Origin of the sequence: Leisingera sp. XS_AS12 (assembly GCF_041224635.1) — a bacterium.
Taxonomy (GTDB): Bacteria; Pseudomonadota; Alphaproteobacteria; order Rhodobacterales; family Rhodobacteraceae; genus Leisingera.
The window spans coordinates 46,432-71,895 of sequence record NZ_JBGFGM010000045.1; the positions used below are offsets into that span (position 1 = coordinate 46,432).

Consider the following 25,464-nt stretch of genomic DNA (forward strand, 5'->3'; position numbering starts at 1 on the left):
GGCTCCGTTGGGTAGTAGCGGAAAGGCGAAACAGTGCCGTACAGAGGAAAACGCCGGGACGGTCAATCCCGCCCCGGCATCACTGGTTCAGTCGGGAGGCAGGATCAGGAGTTTCCACCCATGACTGCTTCTTCAGCGACTGCTTCCTGGGTTTCGGCCAGTTCCGGGTCGGCAACCAGGCCGTACTCGGCCAGCGGACCATCGGGGCCGGCAACTTCATCGGAGACGAAGAACTCAGCATATTCCTTCAGACCCGGGATAACACCGATGTGCGCTTTCTTCACGTAGAAGAACAGCGGACGGGAGACCGGGTACTCGCCGGTTGCGATGCTCTCGGTCGAGGGAACGACACCGGACATGGTGGCAACCTGCAGCTTGTCGGTGTTGTTTTCGTAGAACGCGAGCCCGAAGACGCCGACGCCATCCTTGTTGGATTCGATCCGGGCCAGGGTCTCGGTGTAGTCGCCGTCGATGTCGACGGATTTACCGTCGGTGCGCAGGGCGATACAGGCTTTCTCGGCTGCTTTCTTGTCGCCGCCGTTGGCTTCCTTGAAGGCGTCAAAAGCACCGGTGGCTTCGCAGCCTGCCAGGATCACCTTGTCTTCGAACACTTCACGAGTGCCGTGCTTGGTGCCCGGAACGAACGCCTGGATGTCCACGGCCGGGAAGTTCGGGTTTACATCGGCCCAGGTCTGGTTCGGGTTGTCGACCAGCTGACCGTCGACCAGCACCTTGTCGGACAGCGCCAGGAACCAGTCAGTCGGGGTGTATTCGAAGGCATTCGCGTTGATGTCGGAGGCAAACACGATGCCGTCATAGCCGATGCGGACCTCGATGATGTCGGTCACGCCGTTTTCGGCACAGGCGGCGATTTCCTTGTCCTTGATCTTGCGCGAGGCATTGGCGACGTCGATGGTGTTCTCGCCCACGCCTTCGCAGAACCGCTTGAGACCCGCGGAGGAGCCGCCGGATTCCACAACCGGAGTCGGGAAGTCGAAGTTCTCGCCGAAGGCTTCAGCCACGATCGAGGCATAAGGCAGAACGGTGGACGAACCGGCAACCTGAACCTGGTCGCGCGCAGCGGCGGCAGTGGCGGATACGGCGGCAATTGCCAGGGTGGATGCGGTCAGTTTCACAAAGGACATCTGTGTCTCCATGAGTTTCAAAGTTCGATCACCCCCACGATGATCTTGTCGTCTCTCCTAAGAGCCGCTGATGAGGCTTTTGTGACGGCTATGTAACAGTAACATGACAAAGCCGCCGCGAGAGGAAAAAAAACTGACATGAACCCATGGCAGGCAGACAACAGCCGCCAGCCGGATGACGCCCCCGCGCCTCACACTGGCGGAACCGAGGACCTTATCGCGGAAGGATGACCGTGAAAGTGGCGCCCCGCCCAAGTTCGCTTTCAACTCGCAGCCGTCCGCGATGGCGATTGATGATGTGTTTCACAATCGCGAGCCCCAAGCCCGTGCCGCCCTTTTCCCGCGATCGATGACTGTCGGCGCGATAGAAGCGCTCGGTCAGCCGCGGCAAGTGAACGGGGTCAATTCCAGGCCCGTTATCAATGACCTGCACGCGCGCAGCCGGAGCACGAACCGCCGGATCTCTGTCGGAAAAACTCAGCGCGACCCGAACCCGGTCGCCTCCATACTTGATCGCGTTTTCGACCAGGTTGGTGAAGACCTGTTGAAGCTGGTCAGGGTCACCTGTGATCGGCGGACAGATTTCCGGTGTCTCCAGCTCCAGGTCTACGCCGCCTGCCTTGGCGACCGGCGCAAGTGTCTTCAGGGTGGAACTGAGGTGGGATGCAAGATCAACCTGGGCCTTGGGTCTGACCCGCTCTTCGCTCTCCACCCTGTTCAAGGACAACAGGTCCCCGACCAGCCGATTCATCCGACTGGCTTCACCCTCCATGATCTCCAGGAAACGGTCACGGGCTGCGCTGTCGTCACGCGCAGGCCCCTGGAGCGTCTCGATGAATCCGATCAGTGCCGTCAACGGTGTGCGCAGCTCATGGCTGACATTCGCCACGAAGTCGCGCCGCATCTGGGCCGCTTGCTCGCGCTCGGTGATGTCCTCGAAACAGATCAGCACCGCGCCGCCATTCACCGCACCGACCTGGGGCACATAGCGCAGGTTGACGGTAAACGTCGTGTCTTGCGCCCCGTCATTCGACAGGTGGCGCGCCTTGCGCGGAGCCCGGTCACGCAGGCAGTTTTCGATAGCCGTCGCGACGCTGGGCTGGCGCAGAATGGTGGCAAAGTGCCGCCCCTTGACGTCACCACCCAACAGGGCGCAAGCCTCTGCGTTCACGGCAATAAAGCGCTCGGTCTGGTCAACCAGAACCGCCGGATGCGGGATTGCTGCCAGAAAGCCATCTATGATTTCAGGTGTCATCGGATCCCCGGAAGTGAAGGTCCGGTCTGATTAGCGCTGCCATGTAAAACTGGTATGGCAACGCAGTTCAGCCCGCGCGCAGGCGCTTGGACATGCTAGAGGGGACGCAATTCATCACGAAACCGCCGCATGTTGTCCTGATAATGCAAAGCACTTTGAGTGAGCTTCTCGGCCAAGGCCTGATCAACCTCCCTCACCACTTTACCGGGGCTGCCCATGACCAGCGAGTTGTCGGGAATCTCCTTGTTCTCGGTAATCAGCGCACCTGCCCCGATCAGACAATTCCTGCCGATCTTCGCGCCATTCAGGATTGTCGCTCCCATGCCCACCAGCGTGTTTTCACCGATGGTGCACCCATGCAGCATCGCCTTGTGCCCGATGGTACAGTTGCGACCAACCGTGAGGGGATAGCCGGCGTCGATATGCATCACCACGTTTTCCTGAACGTTGCTGCCTTCGCAGATGCGGATTTCCTCGTGGTCCGCCCGAATGGTGACGCCGAACCAGACAGAGGCGCCGGCTTCCAGCACCACCTTGCCAACCAGATTGGCGTCCGGGGCCACCCAGGTGTCTTCATGTAACTGCGGGCGGTCATCTCCCAAGGCATAAAGCGTCATGACTGTTCCTCGAACTGTGTTTGCAGCGCACGTACGTGATCCTGCAATCTGGGCTGCTGGATGCGGCGCATGCGTTCCGCCTCGACGATGGTTTTCAGCTTTGCCTCGGTTTCATCGAGATCGTCGTTGATCAGCACATAGTCATAGTATCCCCAATGGCTGATCTCGTCCCAGCTTTTCATCATCCGCTTGGAGATCACCTCATCGCTGTCTTGCGCACGCGTTTCCAGCCGACGGCGCAGTTCCGTGATGGAGGGCGGAAGAATGAAGATGGATAGCGCATGCTTGCCAAGATCCGAATTGCGGATCTGAATTTCCCCCTGCCAATCAACGTCGAACAAAACGTCCTGCCCCGCCTCGATGGTGTCACGGACCGGGCCGGCAGGCGAGCCGTAGAAGTTGCCGAAGACATGCGCATGTTCCAACATTTCGCCTTTGGCAACCTGCTGTTTGAACTCGTCTTCCGACAGGAAGTAATATTCGCGCCCGTGTTCCTCACCGGGTCGGGGCGCCCGCGTCGTCGCCGAGACTGAGAACTTCAACCCCGGATCCCAGGCCATCAAACGCCGGGCCAAGGTAGATTTGCCCGCTCCCGAGGGAGAGGAGAGGATGATCAAAAGGCCACGGCGATCCGCCATTTTGGCACTCCTTATGTCTATTCGATATTCTGCACCTGTTCGCGCATCTGGTCGATCACGGTTTTCAACTCCAGCCCAACCGCCGTCAAGCCGCTGTGCTGCGCCTTCGAGCACAGGGTATTTGCCTCACGATTGAATTCCTGCATCAGGAAATCGAGACGGCGACCCACCGCGCCCCCCTTCTGGAGGAGTTCCCGTGCCGCCGCGACATGGGCATTCAACCTGTCCAGTTCTTCCGTCACATCCGCCTTGACCGCGATCAACGCCAGCTCCTGCGCGACACGGTCCGGATCGGCGCCCTCTGCATTGTCCATGACGCGTGCCAGGTTGGTCTTCATCGTCTCGGCAAAACGGAGCTTGCGATCCTCTGCCTCGGCCCCCGCACGCTCGGTCAGGTCCTGGACCTGCGCCAGTTGGGCGTTGAGGATTTGGGCAAGAGCTTCCCCCTCACCTTCGCGCATGCCGATGAACGCTTTGACCAAGTCGGCCAGCTCGGTTTGCATCTGCGCAACCAGGGGCGCGGGATCGTCCTCACCCGCCGCCTGCTCCAGAACGCCGCGAAACCCCAACAGATCCGCCGCCGTTGTCGGGCCCAAATTCAGCTGGTTCTGCTTCGCGATATCCTCGGCCTCTGCCAAGGCTCGCACCACTGATTGGAGCAAGGCTGCGTTGACTTGCACCTCACCGGCGCCATCATCCGTCCGGGACACGCGAAGCGTCAGGGAAACATTGCCTCTGGCCAGCGACTGGCTCAGAACTTTGCGTACATGGGCTTCCAGCCCCTCAAGCCAATCTGGCACCCGGAGCCGCAGATCCAACCCCTTGGCATTGACAGAGCGAAGCTCCCACGTCCAGCTGTGCGGCCCGAGGCTGCCTTGGGCGGACGCGAAAGCGGTCATGCTTCGGATAGTCATTGGACTGAGCCCTCGTGTGTTGTCTCGCGGTTGGACCGGTCTACTTCCTTGGCACGCACAGGCGCAAGATCAAAGGCAATTCCCCTAAACCAGCGCGCGTTAACCATTGCTTAAAGAATTAGTCCAAATTTGATTTATATTGTGTCATCTTAACTTCAGGGTAACCAAGCCGGCCCTAAGTCTTAACGCAGCACCTGAGCTGCCGGGGGGCAAAGGAAGTGACCGGGTTCAAGAGGATAATGAAATGACGTTTGGCAGCCGCAGTGGAACAAAGACAGACGGCAACCGCAAAAAGGTTGTATCGATGAACCGTTTCCGCAAGGGTGGGCCGCTTTCGCCCCTGCGCCAGGCCGAGGCCTATTGGACCGCGCTGCGCCGAGGCGACGACGTCCCAAGCCGCTCGCAGATTGACCCGCGTGGCTTGGAAAACATCCTCAGCAATACTTTCATCCTGGAACGGATTGCCCCCGGAATTGCACGGTTTCGCCTGGCGGGCACCTTCGTGAACGAATTGGCCGGCATGGAAGTGCGCGGTATGCCCGCTACCGCCTTCTTTACCACCGATGCGCGCAAACAGCTCAGCTCGGCGATGGAGCACATGTTCGAAACGCCCGCCATTGTTGAGCTGGGCCTTCAGATCGAAGCCCCCCGCCTGCGCACTCCGCGGAGTGCACGGATGCTGTTGCTGCCGCTGCGCAGCGATCTGGGGGACATCAGCCGGGTCCTGGGTGTTCTGGTCGCCGACGAAGGCGCCACGGTCACATCCCAGCGTTTTTCCATCACATCCATTGAAATGCGCGCCGTTACCGACGCTTCTGCGGAGACCGCATCGCCGGAATTCAAGGCAAAATCGCGGACCGAGGGCGAGCGGCAACCAGCGGATATCAACAGCCCGAACGAAGGCTTCGAAGAGGTCCAGGCCCGTTTCAAGCATGAACGCTCGATCCTTGACGAAGCCAAGGCGCTACTGGAACGCAGCCGCCGGTCACCGGCACCCACTGCTGAGGCCGACGCTGACGCTCAAGGGCGCCCTTCCAAGAAAGCCCCGCATCTTCGGCTGGTTGTCAGCCGCGATTGACACAAACCTTGTGATCCGCTCGGGGTGGCGAACCAAGTCGACACCCCGAAGCGCCAAACACCGAAATCGTCTGAACCACTAGATCGGCAACGCCGAACCGGGACGTGGGCGATTTGACGTTCCTTTCGGTATTCAATTTGATTTTCAAGTCTACGGTCATAGCACTTGAAACGTACTGCGCCCCGCGGATCTGTCCACGGGGCGCTTTTTTTCTTCAATCCTTTGTCGGCTGCATGTCCCGCCACATCCGGTAGGACGCGGCGGACATCGCGCCCGCCGTCATCCGGCCTGCCGCGCCTTCTGGGTGGCGCGCAGGCTCGACAGTTCCTCGGCCACGAGGAAGGCAAGCTCCAGAGACTGGCTGGCGTTCAGACGCGGATCGCAAGCCGTGTGATAACGGTCGCTGAGGTCTTCTTCGGTCACCGCACGGACGCCGCCCGTGCATTCGGTAACGTCCTGACCGGTCATCTCAAAGTGCACGCCACCCGGAATTGTACCCTCGGCACTGTGCACGCCAAAGAAGTCCCGAACTTCGCGCAGCACGCTGTCAAACGGACGCGTCTTGTAGCCGGTGGAAGACTTGATCGTGTTGCCGTGCATGGGATCGCATACCCACGTCACATTGGCACCTTCCTCCTGAACGGCTTTGATCAATCGCGGCAGATGCTCGCCCGCCTTGCCTGCCCCGAAGCGGGCGATCAACGTCAGTTTACCCTCTTCATTCTCCGGGTTCAGCTTGGCCATCAGAACCTTCAGATCCTCGGCGGTGGTGGTCGGGCCACATTTCAGACCGATCGGGTTCAGGACGCCGCGGCAGAATTCCACATGGGCACCGTCCGGCTGTCGGGTCCGATCGCCAATCCAGATCATGTGACCGGAGCCGGCCAACCATTTTCCGGACGTGGAATCGAGCCGGGTGAGCGCTTCTTCGTATTCCAGCAGCAGCCCTTCATGACTGGTGTAGAATTCGACGCTGGAGAACTCATGGGTGGTTTCGGCGTTGATGCCGGCCGCGCGCATGAAATCAATGGAATCCTGGATGCGGCTCGCGATCTCGCTGTATTTCTGCACTTCCTGTTCATCGGTGAAACCCAACGTCCAGGCATGGACCCGGCTCATGTCGGCAAAACCGCCGGTCGAGAAGGCCCGCAACAGGTTTACCGTGGCCGCGGCCTGCGTATAGGCCTGCAGCATCTTCTGCGGGTTCGGAGTGCGCGCCTCGGGCGTGAAAGCGAGGTCATTGATGATGTCCCCGCGGTAGCTGGGCAGCTCCACGCCATTAATGGTCTCGGTCGGCGCACTGCGCGGCTTGGCGAACTGCCCCGCCATGCGGCCCACCTTGATCACCGGCACCTTGGCGCCATAGGTGAGCACCATCGCCATCTGAAGCATCACCTTGAAGGTGTCGCGAATGGCGTCAGCGCTGAACTGGTCAAAGCTTTCGGCACAATCACCGCCCTGCAGAAGGAATGCCTCGCCGCGGCCTGCGGCCGCCAAGTGCTGTTTGAGCCGACGTGCCTCGCCTGCAAATACCAGCGGCGGAAAGTTGGCAAGCTGGGCCTCGACTGCGGACAGCGCCGCCGCATCCGTATAGTCCGGCATCTGCACCCGCGGTTTCTGGCGCCAGCCCGTTTTTTGCCATTCGCTCATGACTTTACTCCGCTGAAGAGGACCTAAATGTATATTGGGGGGCATCTATACGAAATCCGCGGCCGGCTGACCAGTTTAGAATTGCCGAGACTTGACCCGAACAACAAGCTGTGAGCACGGTCTTCCGACCTGCCGCGGCGTCACACCGCGGCCCTACTTGTTTCTTGAAGGACGCTCGCCATGCAGACGCAACGCAAGCCTGCTGATTCCAGACACGATTGTGACCAGCCCAAGCGGTTTGTCTTCGTGCTTCTCGATAAATTCACCATGCTTTCTTATGCCTCCGCAGTGGAATGTCTTCGTATTGCCAACCGCATGGCCGGTGGCGAGGCGTATTCCTGGACCCTGATCGGCGAAGGAGGCGACACCGTAACATGTTCTGCGGGAACGACTTTCAGCCTCGATAGCGACCTTTCAGAGCTGCATCGCGACGACGTGATGATTCTTTGCTCCGGCATCGACGTGCAGGATGCAACGAGCAAGAAACTGCTGTCCTGGTTGCGCCGCGAGGCGCGCAAGGGGCTGACCATCGGCGGCTTGTGCACAGCGTCCTACGTCCTCGCCAAGGCCGGGTTGCTGGACGGAAAACGCGCGACCATCCACTGGGAAAATGCCGACAGTTTCGCGGAGGAGTTTGACGAAGTCGAACTCAGCAAGTCCGTCTTCGTAATCGACGGCAACCGGCTGTCGACGGCCGGCGGAACCTCCTCGATTGACCTGATGCTCAAGCTCATTGCGAATGACCACGGGGAAGATCTGGCGAATGCGGTGGCGGACCAGCTGATCTATTCCTCGATCCGCACCGACCAGGACACGCAGCGCCTGTCAATTCCGACCCGCATCGGCGTGCGTCATCCCAAACTGTCCCAGGTCATTCAGATGATGGAAGCCAATATCGAGGAGCCGATCAGCCCGTCGATCCTTGCGCAGGATGTCGGAATGTCCACCCGGCAGCTGGAACGTCTTTTCCGTCGTTACCTCAACCGCTCGCCCAAACGCTACTACATGGAACTGCGGTTGCAGAAGGCCCGTAACCTGCTCATGCAGACGGACATGAGCGTGATCAACGTGGCGCTCGCCTGTGGCTTTGCCTCGCCGTCGCATTTCTCGAAATGCTACCGCGCTCACTACGACACGACCCCGTACCGGGAGCGGGGCAGCAAGGCCGCGGCAGCAGCGCAGAAAGGCTGATACCCCTCAGCGGGAGAGGCGAAACACGGCCCCTTCGGTCTCGGAAGCGAACCAGATGCTACCGTCTGGCGCCTCCTGGACGTCGCGAATGCGACCTGTCTGCCCGCTTTTCAGTTGTTCCACCTCTTTCAGAGGGGCCCCTGAAAGGCGCGAGATGTAATCAAACTTCAGCGACCCCACGAAGATGTCGCCGCGCCACTGCGGCCACATCGTTCCCGAGTATATCATCATGCCCGATGGCGCGATGGACGGATCCCAATACCATTCGGGCTGCTCCATGCCGGGCTTCTCGGTTCCTTCGCCGATTTTGCGCCCCGAGTAGTGACGGCCGTAAGAAATCACAGGCCAGCCGTAATTAGCGCCCCGACGGATGCGGTTCACCTCGTCCCCACCCCGCGCGCCATGTTCCACAACCCATAGGTTACCCTGCAAGTCCAACGCCATTCCCTGCGGGTTTCGATGGCCATAGGACCAGATTTCCGGCTGGGCATCGTCGCGGGCGGCAAATGGATTTCCCGCCGGAACAGATCCATCCCGCGCGATGCGCACGACGGAGCCCTGATGCAAACGAAGGTTCTGGGCGCTGGGCCGGTCACCCCGCTCCCCCAGGGACACGAACAGATGCCCGTCGGGCGCTTCCACAACGCGCGCCCCAAAGTGGCGTCCACCCGTGGCACCCGGCGCTGCCTCGAAAAGCTGCCGCACCTCTGTCAGCCGCGTGTAGTCGGCGCTGAGCCGTCCAACCGCCAAGGCCGTGCCAAGTCCGCGCCCCTGTCTCTTGCTGTAGGTGAGGAAGATTTCGCGGCTGTCCGAAAAATCCCTTGGCACCATCACGTCGAGAAGACCGCCCTGCCCTTCGGCGGCAACCTTGGGGATCCCTTTTACGGCCTGCGTCTGACCAGTCCTGACCACCCAGAGCTGACCATCCCGTTCCGAAACGAGAAACCCACCTTGGGGCAGGAACGCGATCGCCCAGGGGACATCAAAACCCTCGGCAACCCGCGTGACTTTGAGCGGGCCAAGACTGCTCGGCAGTGTCTCCGCCTGAACGCCCCTGAAAAAAGCCAGAAACACCAGTAAGATCGCCATGAATGCCGCTTTTTGACGCATTTCCAACTTTTCCTTCTGACGTTTCCGCTGTAGAGCCAAGCGGCGCTGTCTCAGGGGAACTGACGGAGGGCCAGCGCACCAAGGACGATCTTGGGACTATGAAGCCGGTCAATAAGACTTTTCTTTTTTTTCCGGCATGCCTAGGGTCCGATGTGAACATTTTGTTCCAAGATGAGGGAGTACTCAAATGAAAAAGCTGCTGATGGCCACGGCCGCTGCCGCATTGACCGCAGGCACCGCGTTTGCCGATGGCCACGCCAAGGAAGTGAAACTGGGCGTTCTGTTCGGCTTTACCGGGCCCATCGAATCGCTGACGCCGTCCATGGCGCAAGGCGCCGAAATGGCGATGGAAGAAGTCACCGAATCCGGCAAGCTCCTGGATGGTGCAAAGGTAACCCCCGTGCGGGCGGATACCGGCTGCATCGATAACGGCCTTGCGACCGCCAACGCTGAAAAACTGCTGGCTGAAGGTGTGAGCGGCATCATCGGCGGTGACTGCTCCGGCGTGACCGGCGCCGTGCTTCAGAACGTTGCACTGCCCAACGGCATGGTGATGATCTCTCCCTCGGCAAGCTCTCCCGGCTTGACCTCGATGGAAGACAACGGCCTGTTTTTCCGCACCACCCCGTCTGACGCACGTCAGGGCGAGATCATGGCGGAAATCCTGAAGGATCGCGGCGTCGAGTCGATCGCGCTGACCTACACCAACAACGACTACGGCAAAGGTCTGGCGGACTCGATCCAGTCGGCGTTCGAAGCCGCGGGTGGCACCGTCACCATCGTGACCGCGCATGAGGATGGCAAAGGCGACTACTCCGCCGAAGTCGGCGCCCTGGCGTCTGCCGGCGGTGATGTTCTGGTTGTTGCGGGCTACCTGGATCAGGGCGGTCTCGGCATCATCCAGGGAGCGCTGGACAGCGGTGCCTTTGACACCTTCGGTCTGCCCGACGGCATGATCGGTGAATCCCTGCCCAAGAATATCGGTCCCGATCTGGACGGTTCTTTCGGTCAGATCGCCGGTTCCGACAGCAAGGGTGCTGAAATCTTTGCCGAGATGGCAAAGGAAGTCGGCTTTGACGGCACTTCGGCCTATTCGTCGGAATCCTATGACGCGGCTGCGCTGCTCCTGCTGGCCATGCAGGCTGCAAACTCCACCGAACCGTCCGACTATGTTGGCAAGATCCTTGATGTGGCCAACGCCCCCGGTGAGCCGATCAACCCCGGCGAACTGGGCAAGGCGCTGGAGATCCTCGCCAACGGCGGCGAGATCGATTATCAGGGCGCCACTGGTGTTGAGCTGATCGGCCCGGGTGAAAGCGCTGGATCTTACCGCGAAATCGAAGTTCGCGACGGTAAGAACGAAACCCTGCGCTTCCGCTGATAAGCTGTTGACAATCAACGAAGAACGATCAGCCCGGGTTACGCCCGGGCTGTTCCAAATTGAAAGCCGCGAAAACGCGGTAGGGGATGAATGACATGATCGTCGTCGAGGACTTGCACAAGCACTTCGGCGGGTTCCACGCGGTGGACGGCGCCTCGCTGGAAATCGCCAAGGGGTCCATAACTGGTCTGATCGGCCCGAATGGTGCCGGAAAGACCACACTTTTCAACGTCATAGCAGGCGTACTCGAACCAACATCCGGCCGGGTCACCATGGACGGTGAGGACATCACCGGCCTGCCGCCGCATGAGCTGTTCCACAAGGGATTGTTGCGCACCTTTCAGATCGCGCATGAGTTTTCCTCGATGACCTGCCGCGAGAACCTGATGATGGTTCCGGGCGCGCAGTCCGGCGAAAGCCTTTGGAACACCTGGTTCGGACGCAAGCGGATTGCCGACGAGGAGCGCGCCTTGCGTGCCAAAGCAGATGAGGTGCTGGAGTTTCTGACCATCAGCCACATTGCCGACCTCAAGGCAGGCCAGGTGTCCGGTGGCCAGAAGAAGCTCCTGGAACTGGGCCGCACGATGATGGTGGACGCTAAGATCGTCTTCCTCGACGAGGTCGGGGCCGGCGTGAACCGCACGCTGCTGTACACCATTGCCGATGCCATCAAGCGCCTGAACGAGGAGCGCGGCTATACCTTCGTGGTGATCGAGCACGACATGGAATTCATCGGCCGTCTGTGCGACCCGGTGATCTGCATGGCCGAGGGCAAGAAGCTGGCCGAGGGCACGCTGGACGAGATCAAGGCAAACGAGCAGGTAATCGAGGCCTATCTGGGCACCGGCCTGAAGAACAAAGACAAACTGGAAGCATGATGGCCGGAGCAAACGTAAGTTGGGGCTCTGCCCCCGCCGCTTCGCGGCTCCCCCGGAGTATTTTCAGAAAGATGAAAGGGGCGGGAGATGTCTGAACCGTTTCTGATCGGCGACACCATGACAGGCGGTTACGGCAAGGGGCCGGACATCCTGCATGAGTGCACCATCGCCGTGAACCCAGGCGAAATCGCCGTGATCGTCGGCCCGAACGGGGCAGGCAAATCGACCGCGATGAAGGCCGTGTTCGGGATGCTGAACGTGCGCTCGGGCGCCGTGCGACTTGACGGCGAGGATATCACTACCCTGTCGCCGCAGGACCGGGTGGTCAAGGGCATGGGGTTCGTGCCGCAGACCAGCAATATCTTCACGTCGATGACGGTGGAAGAAAACCTGGAAATGGGTGCCTTTATTCGTACCGATGATTTCCGGGACACGATGGAGCAAGTCTATGACCTGTTCCCGATCTTGCGCGACAAGCGCAACCAGCCGGCCGGCGAGCTCTCCGGCGGCCAGCGCCAGCAGGTGGCCGTAGGCCGCGCGCTGATGACCAAGCCCAAGGTGCTGATGCTGGACGAACCGACCGCAGGCGTCTCGCCCATCGTGATGGATGAACTGTTCGACCGGATCATCGAAGTCGCCCGCACCGGGCTGCCGATCCTGATGGTTGAACAGAACGCCAAGCAAGCGCTTGAGATCGCTGACAAGGGCTATGTGCTGGTGCAGGGGCGCAACGCCTATACCGGCACCGGCAAAGAACTTCTGGAAGATCCGGAAGTGCGCAAATCCTTCCTGGGGGGCTGAGGTATGGACCTTCTTAACGCCCTAGTGGCGCTTACCAATTTCGTCATCGTTCCCGGCCTGGCCTATGGCAGCCAGCTCGCGCTGGGGGCGCTCGGGGTCACGTTGATCTACGGGATCCTGCGGTTTTCCAACTTTGCCCATGGCGACACCATGGCCTTTGGTGCGATGCTGACCATCCTGGTGACCTGGGGGTTCCAGGCAATGGGCATCACCTTTGGCGTATTGCCCACAGCCCTGCTCGCACTGCCGTTTGGCATTCTCGGCACCATCGGCCTGATGCTGTTTACAGACAGGACCGTCTATCGGTTCTATCGCCAGCAGAAAGCCAAGCCGGTGATTTTCGTCATGGTGTCATTGGGCGTCATGTTCATGATGAACGGACTTGTGCGTTTCATCATCGGCCCCGGCGATCAGCGGTTTGCCGACGGCGAACGGTTCATCATCAAGGCGCGCGCCTTCAAGGAAATGACCGGACTGGATGAAGGGCTGGCGATCAAGACCACCCAAGGCATCACCGTGATCACCGCCGTGATCGTGGTGGCGCTGCTGTTCTGGTTCCTGAACAAGACCCGAACCGGAAAATCCATGCGCGCCTACTCCGATAACGAGGATCTGGCGCTGCTGTCCGGCATCAACCCGGAGCGGGTGGTGATGTACACCTGGATGATCGTCGCAGCTCTGGCGACCATCGCCGGCGTGCTCTACGGGCTCGACAAGTCGTTCAAGCCCTTCACCTATTTCCAACTGCTGCTGCCCATCTTTGCCGCAGCCATCGTGGGCGGTCTTGGCAGCCCGCTGGGCGCGATTGCCGGCGGCTTCATCATCGCGTTTTCGGAGGTCACGATCACATATGCCTGGAAGAAGGTTCTGACCTACGTGCTGCCGGATCATCTGGCGCCTGATGGGTTGGTCCAACTCCTGAGCACCGATTACAAGTTCGCGGTTTCCTTCGCGATCCTGATCGTCGTCCTTCTGTTCAAGCCTACCGGCCTCTTCAAGGGAAAAGCAGTATGAGTGAAACCCTGAAACATACACTGCTGTTTGCGCTTGTTGGCGTGTTGATCCTGCTGGAGGGGGCGACGGACGCCCTGTTTTTCTCCGGCTCGTGGAACTCGGCGCTGGTAATCCTGAACATGGGGCTGATCTCGGCCATCATGGCGATTGGTGTGAACATCCAATGGGGCTTTGCCGGCCTGTTCAACGTCGGCATCATGGGCTTTACCGCGCTGGGCGGTCTGGCGGTGGTCCTCACCGCGACGCCCGTTATTCCTGAAGCCTGGACCGCAGGCGGCTTCGGTATCGTCACCGCGCTGGTGTTGGGCGCACTGACCATTGCCGCCGCCGTGATGATCACCAAGGTCATGCCGACGGGCAAACCGAGAGCACTGGTGCTTACCGTTGTTCTGACCGCGGGCTTTTTCGTCTACCGGGCAATTTTTGACCCGGCCGTAAGTGCCATCGAAGAAATCAACCCGGCGCTTCAGGGCAATATTGGCGGCCTCGGCCTGCCGGTGCTTCTGGCCTGGCCCGCAGGTGGACTGTTGGCCGCAGGTGCCGCCTGGCTGATTGGCAAAACCGCCTTGGGGCTGCGGTCGGACTACCTCGCGATTGCAACGCTGGGCATCGCGGAAATCATCATTGCGGTACTGAAGAACGAAGACTGGCTGTCGCGCGGCGTGAAGAACGTCGTGGGCCTGCCGCGCCCACTGCCCTATGAAGTGGACCTGCAGAACGACCCCTCCTTTGTCGAGAAGGCGACCGGGCTCGGACTTGACCCCGTGGTAGCCTCGACCATCTACGTCAAGGCCGGTTACGCAGTCATGTTCACGGTGGTCCTGCTTGTGCTGCTCTGGATGGCCCAGATGGCTCTCAAGAGTCCCTGGGGCCGGATGATGCGTGCAATTCGCGACAATGAAGTCGCCGCCGAGGCGATGGGCAAGGATGTCACCCGTCGTCACTTGCAGATCTTCGTGCTGGGTTCGGCAATCTGCGGCCTAGCCGGGGCCATGATGACCACCCTTGACAGCCAGCTGACGCCGGGCACCTACAACCCGCTGCGCTTCACCTTCCTGATCTGGGTGATGGTGATCGTTGGTGGTTCCGGCAACAACTTTGGCGCGGTTCTGGGCGGCATGCTGATCTGGTTCTTCTGGATCAAGGTGGAACCGATGGGCCTTCTGCTGATCGAAGCGATCACCTCCGGCATGGCCGATGGCAGCCCACTGAAGGCGCATCTGCTAGAAAGCGCTTCCCATATGCGTCTGCTGACGATGGGCTTGATATTGCTGCTTGTCCTCAGGTTCAGTCCCCGAGGACTGATCCCTGAGAAGTAACAACAAAGAAGTAACAACAAACGCCGCGCGGACAGATCCGGGCGGCGTTTCTCTTTTGTGGGTTCTGTATCCGCGCCAGCGCTGGGCGGGTGAATAGGCGCCGAACGTCAGCGCCCCTTGAAAAGGCTTCCCAGGATGCCCCGCACGATGCGGCGCCCGGTGGTTCCTTTCAGCTCCTTGATCACAGCCTGCGACATAGCCGACGAAAACGTCTCCTTTTGGCGTTGGGGGCGGGCCGTGGACCGGCTGACCCTTGTACCACTGTAGCGTCGGGCTGCGTTGAATTCCCGCGACATCGGTTCATCCGCCTCTTCCGCGGCGGTCTCGGCCTCCTCTGCAGCCTTGGCGGCAACTTCGGCCCGCTGGGCGAGGATCTCATACGCCGAACGGCGATCTTTAAGCGCGTCATATTTTCCCTCCATATCAGAGGCCTGCAGGAAAGCGGCCCGTTCCTGCGCGGTTATCGGGCCCAGCTGGGAACTGGGCGGACGAATAAGCGTTCGTTCGACAACGCCCGGAACCCCCTTCTTTTGCAGCATCGAGGTAACCGCCTCGCCCACGCCGACTTCGCGGATTGCATCCTCGGTCGAGAAGCGCGGGTTCTCCCGGTAGGTTTCCGCTGCAAGTCGCAGGTTCTTGCGGTCTCGCGCGGTAAAGGCGCGCAGTGCATGCTGAATGCGGTTGCCGAGCTGCCCCAGGATGTCTTCGGGCACGTCGGCCGGGTTCTGAGTGATGAAGTAGATGCCAACGCCCTTGGAACGGATCAGTCGGGCCACCTGTTCCACCTTGTCGATCAGCGCCTTTGGCGCGTCCTCGAACAACAGGTGGGCTTCGTCAAAGAAAAAGACCAACCGCGGCTTCTCGGGATCGCCAACCTCCGGAAGTTCCTCAAACAGCTCGCTCAGCAACCAAAGCAGAAACGTCGCATATAACCCGGGTGCAGCCATCAGCCGATCCGCGGCCAAGATATTGACCATCCCCCGCCCGTCCGCATCACAGCGCATAAGATCGCTCAGCTCCAGCGCCGGCTCGCCGAACAGGCGGGTGCCGCCCTGGTTTTCCAAGACCAGAAGACGACGCTGAATTGCCCCGATGGAGGACGTCGAAACATTGCCGTAGCGCAACGACAACTTATCGCGATTTTCTCCGATCCAAACCAGCAGCGCTTGCAGATCCTTCAGATCCAGAAGCGGCAATCCCTGCTCGTCCGCCAGTCTGAACGCGATATTCAAAATCCCTTCCTGCGCTTCGCTCAGCTCAAGCAAACGCGACAACAGCAATGGCCCCATTTCGGCAACGGTCGTACGGACCGGATGGCCCTGTTCGCCGTAAAGATCCCAGAACGTCACCGGGCAGGCATGATAGCTGTAGTCAGGAAAGCCGATCTTGGCCGCCCGCTCGCCAAAGGCCCCGTGCAACTTGTGCTGGGGGCTGCCAGATTTCGCCAAGCCAGAGAGATCTCCCTTCACATCGGCCAGGATGACCGGAACGCCCGCGTTGGAAAATCCTTCAGCAAGGATCTGCAGCGTGACGGTCTTGCCAGTGCCGGTTGCCCCGGCAATCAGCCCGTGGCGGTTGGCATACTTCAAAGCCAATGATTGCGGCGCACTATAGTCTTCGCCCCCGCCACCCAAAAAAATCGATTCCGCCATAGCGTGTTCCAATCCTGTTGCCCTCACCTGTTTCGGTGAGCTGTCAAATGTCCTGCGCCGCCTGGGCCTTAACGCCTGTGGATAATAATACAGCGTTAACCTTTTGGTGCCATAGTGAACAGGACCGTTTCCGGAGGACGCGATTGCCGGAGCGGACATTTCCTCCCTGTCAGACTGGCCGTGCTTCGTGCACGGCCTTCTTTTTAGGCAATCACGACTGGTCTTCGTGTTGAAAATTACTATATCGGAAGAGTTGTCTCTCAAACCCTGTCGGTTTCTGATTTTTTTGAACTTGCGTGTTGACCGGCGCTCAGCGCTTTCGTAACGTCCTACTCAATAACTAAGTCGGCCAGTCCGACGGGGAGACGCACACACGAAAAAGGGGGCCATTGGGTTCCCTTTTTTGTTACCTGACAGCAGCTTCGCCCTCAGGAGGCTTCGGCGGAAATCCTCCTTTGCTGTCCCATATTGACCTGACACCTGCCGGGGAGCGTGTTAAACGCATCGTTAGCGTCCTTAGAAAAAAGAGGCATTCATGTTGAAGTCCCTGACCCCGATCACGCTGGCAGCCGTTCTTGCCATGGCAGCTCCGCTCGCCGCGCAAGAAGCCGCAAGCGATGCGACCGAAGCGCAGGACAGCACAGAGCAGAACGCACAGACCGAACAGGGAGAACAGAGCGGTTCCACTGCCGACAACCTTCTGGATCTCGGTCAGCCGGTAGAGGATGGCCCGAAATTGGGTCAGCGCTACTCCAAGGAGACCCACGGCGACTGGGAGCTTGCCTGCGTCAAGACCGAGGGCGAAACCGACCCCTGCTCACTGCTGCAAATTCTGACCGGACCCGAAGGCAACCCGATTGCCGAAGTCTCGCTGTTCCGCATCGAACAGGAAGGCGGTCAGGCCGTCGCCGGTGCCACGGTCATCGTCCCTCTCGAGACCCTGCTGCCGGCAGCCTTGACCATTTCGGTCGATGGTGCGCCTGCCAAGCGCTACAACTACTCCTTCTGCAACCCGATGGGCTGCGTGGCACAGATTGGGCTGACCCAGGGCGATATCGATGCGTTCAAGAAGGGCCAGAAAGCAGTCCTGTCTCTGCGCCCCGCCCCGGCCCCCGACCAGGTCGTGGAAATGGATCTGTCCCTGAAGGGGTTCACCGCCGGCTACAATGTGGTGGATGTGGTCAAGCAGTAAACGCGACCACAAGTTTCAAATTCAAACGCCGCGCCTTTCAGGAGGACGCGGCGTTTTCAGTTTGACAGGGCTGCGACATCACACCTTGCGCAGCGCGAGGACCGAATTCAGCCCGCCAAAGGCAAAGGCGTTTGACAAGGCCACCTCGACGCGCGCGACGCGTGCCTCGTTCGGCACGACGTCCAGGGCGCACTCCGGGTCGGGCTCTTCATAGCCGATCGTGGGTGCGATCACGCCATCGCGCAGCGCCATGATGCAGGCCAGAAGCTCAACCGCCCCGGTGCCGCCGATCAGATGCCCGTGCATCGACTTGGTCGAAGAGATCATCAGCCGGTCGGCATGCGGGCCAAACACATCGGCGACTGCCGCGCATTCGGTCTTGTCATTGGCCGCAGTTCCGGTGCCATGCGCGTTGATGTAGCCAACTTCTGACCTGTCCACTCCGGCATCCCGCAGTGCACCGGCAATCGCCCGTGCCGCACCTTGTTTGCTGGGCATCACGATGTCGGAAGCGTCGGAGGTCATGGCGAAACCAATCACCTCACACAGGATTTCCGCACCGCGGGCACGGGCGTGTTCGTATTCTTCAAACACGAAAATGCCGGCTCCCTCCCCCTGCACCATTCCATTTCGGTTGGCACTGAAGGGGCGACAGGCGTCCTTGGACATGACCCGCAAACCTTCCCAGGCCTTAACCCCGCCAAAGCACAGCATGGACTCCGACCCGCCGGTGATCATCACCGGGCTCATGCCCGTGCGCACCATCTGGAATGCCTGCGACATCGCATGGTTCGATGAAGCACAGGCTGTGGAGACCGTAAAGCTTGGCCCCTTGAGGTTATACTGCATGGACACATGCCCGGCCGCGGCATTGTTCATCAGTTTCGGCACCACAAAGGGGTGCACACGGTTTTTGCCGTCCTCGTAGACGCTGCGATAGTTTTCATCCAGCGTCTGCATGCCGCCGCCCGAATTTCCGAGTACGACCCCAGCCTTGGCGGACAGTTCGCCATGGAATTCCAGCCCGGACTGGCTGATCGCTTGCTGCGCCGCCGTCAGAGTAAACTGAGTGAAGCGGTCATAAAGGCTGAGCTGCTGGCGATTGAAGCGTCCTTCCGCATCGAAATCACGCACTTGGCCGCCGATCTTGATCGCCAGGCGGTCGACGTCCCGAAACTCGAGCGGCCCGATTCCGCAGCGGCCTTCACGCAGCGCTTCCAGTGTTGCGGGCACCGAATGGCCCAAGGCGTTGATGGTTCCGGCCCCGGTAATGACAACACGCTTCATCGCGGCTCAGACCTTTTCGGAGATCAACTTGTCGATGCCCGCCACGATGGCGGCCACGTTGGAAATGTCGAAATCACTCTCCTGCGGCTCATTGGCATTGAAGGGAATCGAAATATCGAACTCTTCCTCAATCGCGAAAATGCACTCCACCAGCCCCAGGCTGTCGATGCCCAGATCGCTGAGTGTGCTGTCGAGGGTTACATCCGATGGCTCCAGAACGGCTTGTTCTGCAATGATTTCAATAACCTTGTCCTGCGTGCTCATGAAGTGATCCCCGATCTTTAGGCTGCGGCTGATGTAGTGAGTGGATCGTTACTTGAAAACAGCCTTTTTTAACAATTCGATGTCACGCATCAATCGAGGCAACCTGCGCTGCGCTTTGTACATCTCGGTATGGGTGTCCATCTTCACCGCGGGATAGCCCATGATCACACGGCCGGCGGGTACATTCGAGAGGATCTTGGTACCGCCACCGGCAACCACACCATCGCCGATAAAGAGATTGTCGGCGACGCCGCATTGGCCGCCAAGGACCACGTTGTTGCCGATATCAACCGAACCGGAGATACCGGTCTGACCGCACAGCAGGCAGTCATTGCCAACCCGGGTGTTGTGACCAACATGCACCAGATTGTCGAGCTTGCTGCCGCTTCCAATCACAGTGTCGCGAATGGTGCCATTGTCGATGGTGCAGTTGCTGCCCAGCTCGACATCATCGCCAATGGTGACGGCACCGAGGGAATGGATACGCACCCAGCTCTGCGCCTTGGCCTCGCCCTGGTCGCCCAGGGACTTGCGGGCGTTTTCAACACCCGACACTTCGGGGGTCACATAGGAAAAGCCATCGCCGCCAACTCTCGCGCCGGGCTGTGCCCGAAACCGGTCGCCGATCGTGGCACGGGCTCCGATCGACACCATTTCCCGCAGCTGTGCCGCGCGACCGATCACGACATCCGCGCCGATGAAACACTGTGGCCCGATGACCGAACCGTCGCCAATGCGCGCGCGCGGTCCGATTACGCAGAAGGGGCCAACCGACACCTCTGTGCCAAGTTCCGCCGTCGCGTGGATAACGGCGCTCGGGTGAATGCCACCGTCAAAGCCCTGACCAGGGTCCAGCATGGCCGTGAGGCCAGACATGGCCATGCGCGGACGCGGCGCAAAGATCGCTGCCCGCAAGCCCAGTGCTTGCCAATCCGCGCCTTCCCACAGCATCGCGGCCTGCGCGTTGCCCTCAGCCAGGTGCTCTGCGTATTTGGGGGCCATCGCCATGGCGAGGTGCTCTGGACCCGCATCTTGCGGCTCAGAGGCCCCAGTGACGGTCAGCTCCAGGTCCCCCTGAGCTTCGACCCCCAGGGCATCGGCGATCTGGCGGATGGTAAACATGGCAAGCCCTCTCGGAAAATCCTGTTTGGGCTTGGTATCTACCCCTGAACGCTAGGCAGCACCACCCCTGCCCGCTCCAGAGCCGCCCAGATCTTCGCGTCACGTCCATATACGTCCCGACGGAATTCGGCGTGTCCCAAACTGGACACGACTGCGGTGCGGTAGATCAGATGAACCGGCACTTTCTTCTCCAGCACCACCTTGGTCTCCTTGCCGCTGTTCAGGATTCGGTGGAAGAAGGCCTTCGGGTCTTCGGTTTGTCGCGCCAGCAGCGCATAGGCAAATTCAAACGGCTCCGCCAAACGGATACAGCCGTGCGAAAAGGCCCGCACTTCGCGGCCGAAAAGGCTCTTCTGCGGCGTATCATGCAGGTAGATATTGTACTTGTTGGGGAACATGAATTTCACCAGCCCCAGCGCATTGCTGCGGCTCGGGGGCTGTCGCATCGCATAGGGAAAATTCCGCGCTGTGTACTGCGAAAAATCCGCCGAGCTGCGGTTCACCACCCGGCCACGCCGATCCGTGATTTCAATGTGTCCGACGGCATTGGGGTTGTTCCGCAGCTTGGGCAAATATTCCTTGGTGATGATCGAGCGCGGCACGTACCAGCTCGGGTTGATGACCATGTGCTCCATCTCGTCAGAGAATTCAGGGCTACGCCGGTCATGCGTGTTCTTGCCAATCACCGACCGCGTTTCAAAGGTCACATCACCGTCATCGATAATCTGGGCGGAAAAGTCAGCCAGATTGACGAGGACGTGACGTTCGCCACGATCCGGAGTCAGCCAGCGTTCGCGCTCCATCGCAACCAGGATCGACTTCAGCCGATCGCTGGCGGGGCGATTCACCTCGGCCAGGGTTCCGGCCCCGGCCACACCATCAACCGCCAGTCCGTGATCGGATTGGAAGGCCTGCACAGCGCGTTCCAACGATGCGTCATAGCGTCCCGAAGCGCTACGCCCCAGATACCCCATCGCCATCAGCCGATTGCGCAAGGCCACGACAGCAGCCCCTTCGTCACCGGGTTCCAGCTTCTTGGCATTCACCGTGGGCCCCCAGCCTCCGGCCGCGATCAGCTTTTCAAGGCGCAGTTTCTCGCGCTGCAACGCACGATACTGCGATGATGTGGGAACCAAGGAGCGCATAAAGGCAAAAGGTTGATTGTCGCGTATGCCAAAAAGGAATTCTTTCGCATCGACACTGTGCTTTTTGCGCACGATGCCGTCGTCGATCCTTTGGGGTTGGAGGATGCCAGTCTGCAGATCGGTCGCGTAGTTCACCAGCGCCTGGCTCAGCGCCACTTCTACTTCGCCGAAGTCGCGGATCGTTTGGGCATCGCGCATCTGTTGCAGTAACCGGTTCACTTCACCCGACCGATCCGGCAGCCCGTGCGCCGCAGTTTCGCCCATCGCCGTCAGCAATGCGCTGCGGCGCAGCCGCGAGGCCTGGTCCTGCCCGGTCCAGATGGCCTCATAGCCGTTTTCCCGGTAGAAACTCGCCAAAGCCTCGGACTGGGACGCCGCCTCAGCGACTGCTTGGCGGAAAGCCGCCGGCACTTCCGCCACCGCTGGCACGGTCATGCTGCCTGCGATGGCGCCTCCGAGCGCAAGGGCAAAAAGGCCCGCCTTCAGTCCCGGCATGAATTTTCCAGCAGCTCTGCCCGCCATGATGTACTCGATCCTTGATCTGCCTAAAGTTCTGTTTTGCCAGTGCCTATCTGAAAGACTGGTAAATGCCAGCCCGGAATGTCCAATCAAAAATACGAAATATTAACCGTGATGCACCGGCGCCGCGTCTATGACGCCCACAAGCAACAGTCGCGGGGAAAAGTTCCATCCTCGTCCCCTTTTGCGCAAAAAATCGCCGAAAATACGCCCCGAAGCGTCACCCCGGCAAAGAAATGTTGGAACAAATTGGCGGCTGTGTCATACAAGCCGCACGTTAACGATCAGGAAGGTTAACGGGCCCGTAACATCGGGTACTCAGGCAAGATCACAAATCGTACGGGACGACGTAGAAACATGGCAGGAACCGCGGGCACGGGATTTTCCCGGCGTTCTCTTTTGGGTGTTTTTGCAGCAACCGCGGTTGCGGCAGCTCCGACCTTCTCCAATGCAGCAGGCTTTCTCCGCGGCGGCGGGGACATCCGGCGTATCCGAATGTACTCCGGTCGCACCGGCGAACGGCTGGACATGGTGTATTGGATTGACGGAAAATACATCAAGGAAGCCCTGCGTGAAGTGAACCATTTCATGCGCGACTGGCGGACGGACCAGGTCAAGGAAATCGACCTTCGCACCATCGACATCATGGCTGCGTCGCATAACCTCCTGGACGTGAATGAACCCTACCTGCTGCTGTCCGGCTATCGCAGCCCCAAGACGAACGCGATGCTGCGCAGCCGCTCCCGCGGTGTCGCCAAGAAGTCCCTCCACATGCGCGGCCAGGCCGCGGACCTTCGGCTGGCCTCCCGCTCGGTGTCGCAGATGGCAAGTGCCGCCGAAGCCTGCCGCGCAGGCGGCGTCGGCAAATACTACCGCTCGAACTTCGTGCACATGGATTGCGGGGTCGTTCGCACCTGGCGCGGCTGACTGCCAGAACTGCACCCTGAACTTTCCAGAGCCCGAATGGCCCGCGCGTTCCACGTGCGGGCTTTTGTTTTTTTTCAGCTTGATAACCCGCCTCACGCCGACCGTTGCGATGTTTTTGGAAACCAGCACTTTTTTCGATTGCAGCAACTTCGAAGCACCGCTATACCCCGCCTTAACGACGCACCTGTAGCTCAGCTGGATAGAGCGCTGCCCTCCGAAGGCAGAGGCCAGAGGTTCGAATCCTCTCAGGTGCGCCATTTCCCACCCTACAGATAAGCTTCTGTTATCAGGCCCGCCTATCGAGACCTGGCGCGCAGCGTTTCGACCATGAACGCGCGGGCGCCTTTGCAAGGCGAGCGAACCGTTTCCCAAACTCGACCCGCCGTCCGAGGAAATACTTACCGGGGCCTGGCCACGCCTAAGGGGCGCGTGACGCGGGCGAGAAATTCTTCAGGAGAATATGAAATTATGGTGCGGGTGAAGTGACTTGAACCCCCACGCCTTGCGGCGCCAGAACCTAAATCTCACGAAACCTTCCAGAATTCAGTGGGTTCAGGTGTTTTTTTTCACAAGACACAACGTGAACAAAACGTGAAAGAGTAAAACCGCATATCACTGTACTCACCTGCAGGAAACGTACTTGATTTGTGAACTTGCTTCACAACCTGAGAAGGTGTAGCCTTTGCTTTGTTTGAAGACGGACAGGCCTGATCCAGCTTGTCGAAATGCTTAACCTAAGCGGTTAGGTCCAAACGCCGTGATCACGTACTCGCCGCCATAAGGTCGAGATGCGCTGGCGCTTGGAAATCTTTTCTTTCCTAGCGAAGCCTCGAAACCTTACGGATGCGTGTGCCGAAGTAGATTGGTTAAGTATGTTTCCGGAGGTGCAATGCCCCTTTCCGAACTCGTCTCAATAGCTTTCACCAAAGCGAACTGGACAACTCTGGCGTTCTCCAGGCCGACCTCCTTACTGCGTACAGTACGCCCAACCGCGTCAATCCGATCCGCTTGCTGCAACCGGGCCGGCACACATACCCTTTGATCCAGTAACCCCCAACCCTCCACAGTGAATTTTTCGCTGAACCATCGAATTTAACTTATACAGTGAGTATTTCTTATGTCTGATTTTGTCGTATTCGCCACTTGGGAAAGTGTATGGAGCAGCTTTGCTAGCAACCCCCAAGTGATGGGAGGCGCACGTGATGCGACCATTGGCGACGAAAACTCGACTGTGGACGTCGGAGCGAATACTGAGTTCACCTATACCGGCATCCCATCTGGTTCGACTGCTTATAATGGCCCGTATTCGCTATACGAATTTACGTTAAGCAACGGTGGCCAAGCCGTCTGGATGGCAGGCGTAGGAAACTCAGGTGGAATTGTTGTGCCACTTGATGCTACCGCGTATGACACATTCGTGAACGGCACAACTTTTACCGTCGCGTCTAGCACAGCGCTTTCTCAGTACGCCTACTCAAGTTTTTACACACCACCAATTAACCAGCCCCCGACTGGTTCCGTTACTATATCAGGGACGGCGTCTGAGGGGCAAACACTCACCGCGTCCAATTCAATTTCGGACGCGGATGGCGTAGGCACGATTTCATATCAATGGCAACGTGATGGTGTCGACATCAGCGGGGCAAACGGCAGCACCTATACCCTCACCCAAACCGATGTCGGAGCTGCAATCACAGTAACAGCTAGCTACACTGATAACGCCGGTAACCCCGAAAGCGTCACCAGCTCCGCCACAGCAGCTGTGACCAACGTTAACGACGCGCCCACAGGCAGCGTCAACATTGTCGGCACCGCTGCCGAGGATCAAGTTTTGACCGCCACCAATTCTCTGGCGGACGAGGACGGGCTTGGCTCGGTCACTTATCAGTGGCAACGCGATGGTGTCGACATAACCGCAGCCACTGCAAGCACATATGCCCTGAGCCAAGAAGATGTCGGCGCGACAATAACGGTCGTAGCTAGTTACACCGATGGCGGAGGTACAACCGAAAGCGTAACCAGTGCAGGAACTGCCCCGGTCGCCAACGTTAACGACGATCCGACAGGCAACGTCACCATCGTAGGAACCGCCACCGAGAAACAAACGCTAGCAGCCACCCATACACTCGCGGATGAGGACGGGCTTGGCACGATTGCCTACCAATGGCAACGTGATGGCGTCAATATTTCCGGCGCTACCGGAGTTACCTACACGCTTACCCAGGACGATGTCGGCGCGGTCATCACCGTCGCAGCAACCTATACCGATGGTGAAGGCACGACCGAGAGCGTGACCAGTGCCGCAACGGCCACCGTGACCAACGTCAACGACGATCCGACCGGATCCGTCACCATCGCCGGAACC

At 59.5% G+C, this 25,464-nt stretch carries 22 protein-coding genes and 1 tRNA gene; 11 read left to right on the forward strand and 12 right to left on the reverse strand.

Features of this window, described 5'->3' with window-relative positions:
• Positions 1-104: 104 nt before the first annotated feature.
• The 5 genes from AB9K35_RS01385 to AB9K35_RS01405 all read right to left on the reverse strand — a co-directional run bounded on the left by AB9K35_RS01385 (position 105) and on the right by AB9K35_RS01405 (position 4,569).
• A complete protein-coding gene (locus AB9K35_RS01385; protein ID WP_222453022.1) occupies positions 105-1,145 on the reverse strand; it encodes a substrate-binding domain-containing protein in 1,041 nt (346 codons plus the stop codon).
• A gap of 214 nt (positions 1,146-1,359) precedes the next feature.
• Positions 1,360-2,400 carry an ATP-binding protein gene (locus AB9K35_RS01390; RefSeq protein WP_369924119.1) on the reverse strand — a complete coding sequence of 347 codons (1,041 nt, stop codon included), beginning with the start codon at positions 2,398-2,400 and terminating at the stop codon, positions 1,360-1,362.
• 95 nt (positions 2,401-2,495) lie between these two features.
• Positions 2,496-3,017, reverse strand: a complete 522-nt coding sequence (locus AB9K35_RS01395; protein WP_369924120.1) for a gamma carbonic anhydrase family protein — start codon at positions 3,015-3,017, stop codon at positions 2,496-2,498.
• A complete protein-coding gene (gene gmk, locus AB9K35_RS01400) occupies positions 3,014-3,655 on the reverse strand; it encodes a guanylate kinase (protein WP_222453019.1) in 642 nt (213 codons plus the stop codon). The genes AB9K35_RS01395 and gmk overlap by 4 nt, the downstream gene beginning before the upstream one ends.
• 17 nt (positions 3,656-3,672) lie before the next feature.
• Complete coding sequence (locus tag AB9K35_RS01405; protein ID WP_369924121.1) at positions 3,673-4,569, reverse strand: YicC/YloC family endoribonuclease; 897 nt, start codon at positions 4,567-4,569, stop codon at positions 3,673-3,675.
• 244 nt (positions 4,570-4,813) lie between these two features.
• Here AB9K35_RS01405 and AB9K35_RS01410 point away from each other — a divergent pair, with 244 nt between their 5' ends.
• Positions 4,814-5,647 (forward strand): PAS domain-containing protein, encoded by an 834-nt coding sequence (locus tag AB9K35_RS01410; RefSeq protein ID WP_369924122.1) that lies wholly within the window; start codon positions 4,814-4,816, stop codon positions 5,645-5,647.
• Positions 5,648-5,926: 279 nt separating this feature from the next.
• Here the strand turns inward: AB9K35_RS01410 and AB9K35_RS01415 are convergent, their stop codons facing one another.
• Complete coding sequence (locus tag AB9K35_RS01415) at positions 5,927-7,297, reverse strand: class II 3-deoxy-7-phosphoheptulonate synthase (protein ID WP_222453016.1); 1,371 nt, start codon at positions 7,295-7,297, stop codon at positions 5,927-5,929.
• 180 nt (positions 7,298-7,477) lie between these two features.
• On the opposite strand from AB9K35_RS01415, the gene AB9K35_RS01420 reads away from it, so the two are divergent.
• Positions 7,478-8,488 carry a GlxA family transcriptional regulator gene (locus AB9K35_RS01420; protein WP_369924123.1) on the forward strand — a complete coding sequence of 337 codons (1,011 nt, stop codon included), beginning with the start codon at positions 7,478-7,480 and terminating at the stop codon, positions 8,486-8,488.
• Between the two features lie 6 nt (positions 8,489-8,494).
• On the opposite strand, the gene AB9K35_RS01425 is transcribed toward AB9K35_RS01420, so the two are convergent.
• Positions 8,495-9,598 (reverse strand): PQQ-dependent sugar dehydrogenase, encoded by a 1,104-nt coding sequence (locus AB9K35_RS01425; RefSeq protein ID WP_369924124.1) that lies wholly within the window; start codon positions 9,596-9,598, stop codon positions 8,495-8,497.
• Between the two features lie 187 nt (positions 9,599-9,785).
• Between AB9K35_RS01425 and AB9K35_RS01430 the strand changes: the two genes are divergently transcribed.
• From AB9K35_RS01430 to AB9K35_RS01450, 5 genes are all read left to right on the forward strand, one after another.
• Complete coding sequence (locus tag AB9K35_RS01430; RefSeq protein WP_222453013.1) at positions 9,786-10,979, forward strand: ABC transporter substrate-binding protein; 1,194 nt, start codon at positions 9,786-9,788, stop codon at positions 10,977-10,979.
• Positions 10,980-11,074: 95 nt separating this feature from the next.
• Positions 11,075-11,857 (forward strand): ABC transporter ATP-binding protein, encoded by a 783-nt coding sequence (locus AB9K35_RS01435; RefSeq protein ID WP_369924125.1) that lies wholly within the window; start codon positions 11,075-11,077, stop codon positions 11,855-11,857.
• A gap of 87 nt (positions 11,858-11,944) precedes the next feature.
• Positions 11,945-12,658 carry an ABC transporter ATP-binding protein gene (locus AB9K35_RS01440; RefSeq protein ID WP_369924126.1) on the forward strand — a complete coding sequence of 238 codons (714 nt, stop codon included), beginning with the start codon at positions 11,945-11,947 and terminating at the stop codon, positions 12,656-12,658.
• 3 nt (positions 12,659-12,661) lie between these two features.
• A complete protein-coding gene (locus tag AB9K35_RS01445; protein WP_369924128.1) occupies positions 12,662-13,672 on the forward strand; it encodes a branched-chain amino acid ABC transporter permease in 1,011 nt (336 codons plus the stop codon).
• Positions 13,669-14,991: a branched-chain amino acid ABC transporter permease gene (locus tag AB9K35_RS01450; protein WP_369924129.1), complete on the forward strand. Its 1,323-nt coding sequence runs from the start codon at positions 13,669-13,671 to the stop codon at positions 14,989-14,991. Before AB9K35_RS01445 ends, AB9K35_RS01450 begins: the two co-directional genes overlap by 4 nt.
• Before the next feature lie 107 nt (positions 14,992-15,098).
• Here the strand turns inward: AB9K35_RS01450 and AB9K35_RS01455 are convergent, their stop codons facing one another.
• The gene (locus AB9K35_RS01455) at positions 15,099-16,643 is read right to left on the reverse strand and encodes a helicase HerA-like domain-containing protein (protein ID WP_369924130.1); all 1,545 of its coding nucleotides are present in this window, start codon (positions 16,641-16,643) and stop codon (positions 15,099-15,101) included.
• Positions 16,644-17,178: 535 nt separating this feature from the next.
• Here AB9K35_RS01455 and AB9K35_RS01460 point away from each other — a divergent pair.
• Entirely contained in the window at positions 17,179-17,835 is a 657-nt protein-coding gene (locus AB9K35_RS01460; protein ID WP_222453007.1) for an invasion associated locus B family protein, read from the forward strand.
• A gap of 78 nt (positions 17,836-17,913) precedes the next feature.
• Here the strand turns inward: AB9K35_RS01460 and AB9K35_RS01465 are convergent, their stop codons facing one another.
• Genes AB9K35_RS01465 through AB9K35_RS01480 form a run of 4 tightly spaced genes read right to left on the reverse strand, consistent with a single transcriptional unit; the run spans position 17,914 to position 22,148 of the window.
• Complete coding sequence (locus tag AB9K35_RS01465) at positions 17,914-19,122, reverse strand: beta-ketoacyl-[acyl-carrier-protein] synthase family protein (protein WP_222453006.1); 1,209 nt, start codon at positions 19,120-19,122, stop codon at positions 17,914-17,916.
• Positions 19,123-19,128: 6 nt separating this feature from the next.
• Entirely contained in the window at positions 19,129-19,386 is a 258-nt protein-coding gene (locus AB9K35_RS01470) for an acyl carrier protein (RefSeq protein ID WP_222453005.1), read from the reverse strand.
• A 48-nt stretch (positions 19,387-19,434) separates the two neighbouring features.
• Entirely contained in the window at positions 19,435-20,508 is a 1,074-nt protein-coding gene (lpxD, locus tag AB9K35_RS01475) for a UDP-3-O-(3-hydroxymyristoyl)glucosamine N-acyltransferase (protein WP_369924132.1), read from the reverse strand.
• A 38-nt stretch (positions 20,509-20,546) separates the two neighbouring features.
• The gene (locus AB9K35_RS01480) at positions 20,547-22,148 is read right to left on the reverse strand and encodes a murein L,D-transpeptidase (RefSeq protein ID WP_369924134.1); all 1,602 of its coding nucleotides are present in this window, start codon (positions 22,146-22,148) and stop codon (positions 20,547-20,549) included.
• A gap of 381 nt (positions 22,149-22,529) precedes the next feature.
• Between AB9K35_RS01480 and AB9K35_RS01485 the strand changes: the two genes are divergently transcribed.
• The 3 genes from AB9K35_RS01485 to AB9K35_RS01495 form a co-directional block, all read left to right on the forward strand.
• Entirely contained in the window at positions 22,530-23,099 is a 570-nt protein-coding gene (locus AB9K35_RS01485) for a YcbK family protein (protein WP_369924135.1), read from the forward strand.
• Positions 23,100-23,279: 180 nt separating this feature from the next.
• Positions 23,280-23,356 (forward strand) — tRNA-Arg (locus AB9K35_RS01490).
• A gap of 860 nt (positions 23,357-24,216) precedes the next feature.
• On the forward strand, positions 24,217-25,464 hold a 1,248-nt coding region (locus AB9K35_RS01495), incomplete at its 3' end, for a hypothetical protein (RefSeq protein WP_369924136.1).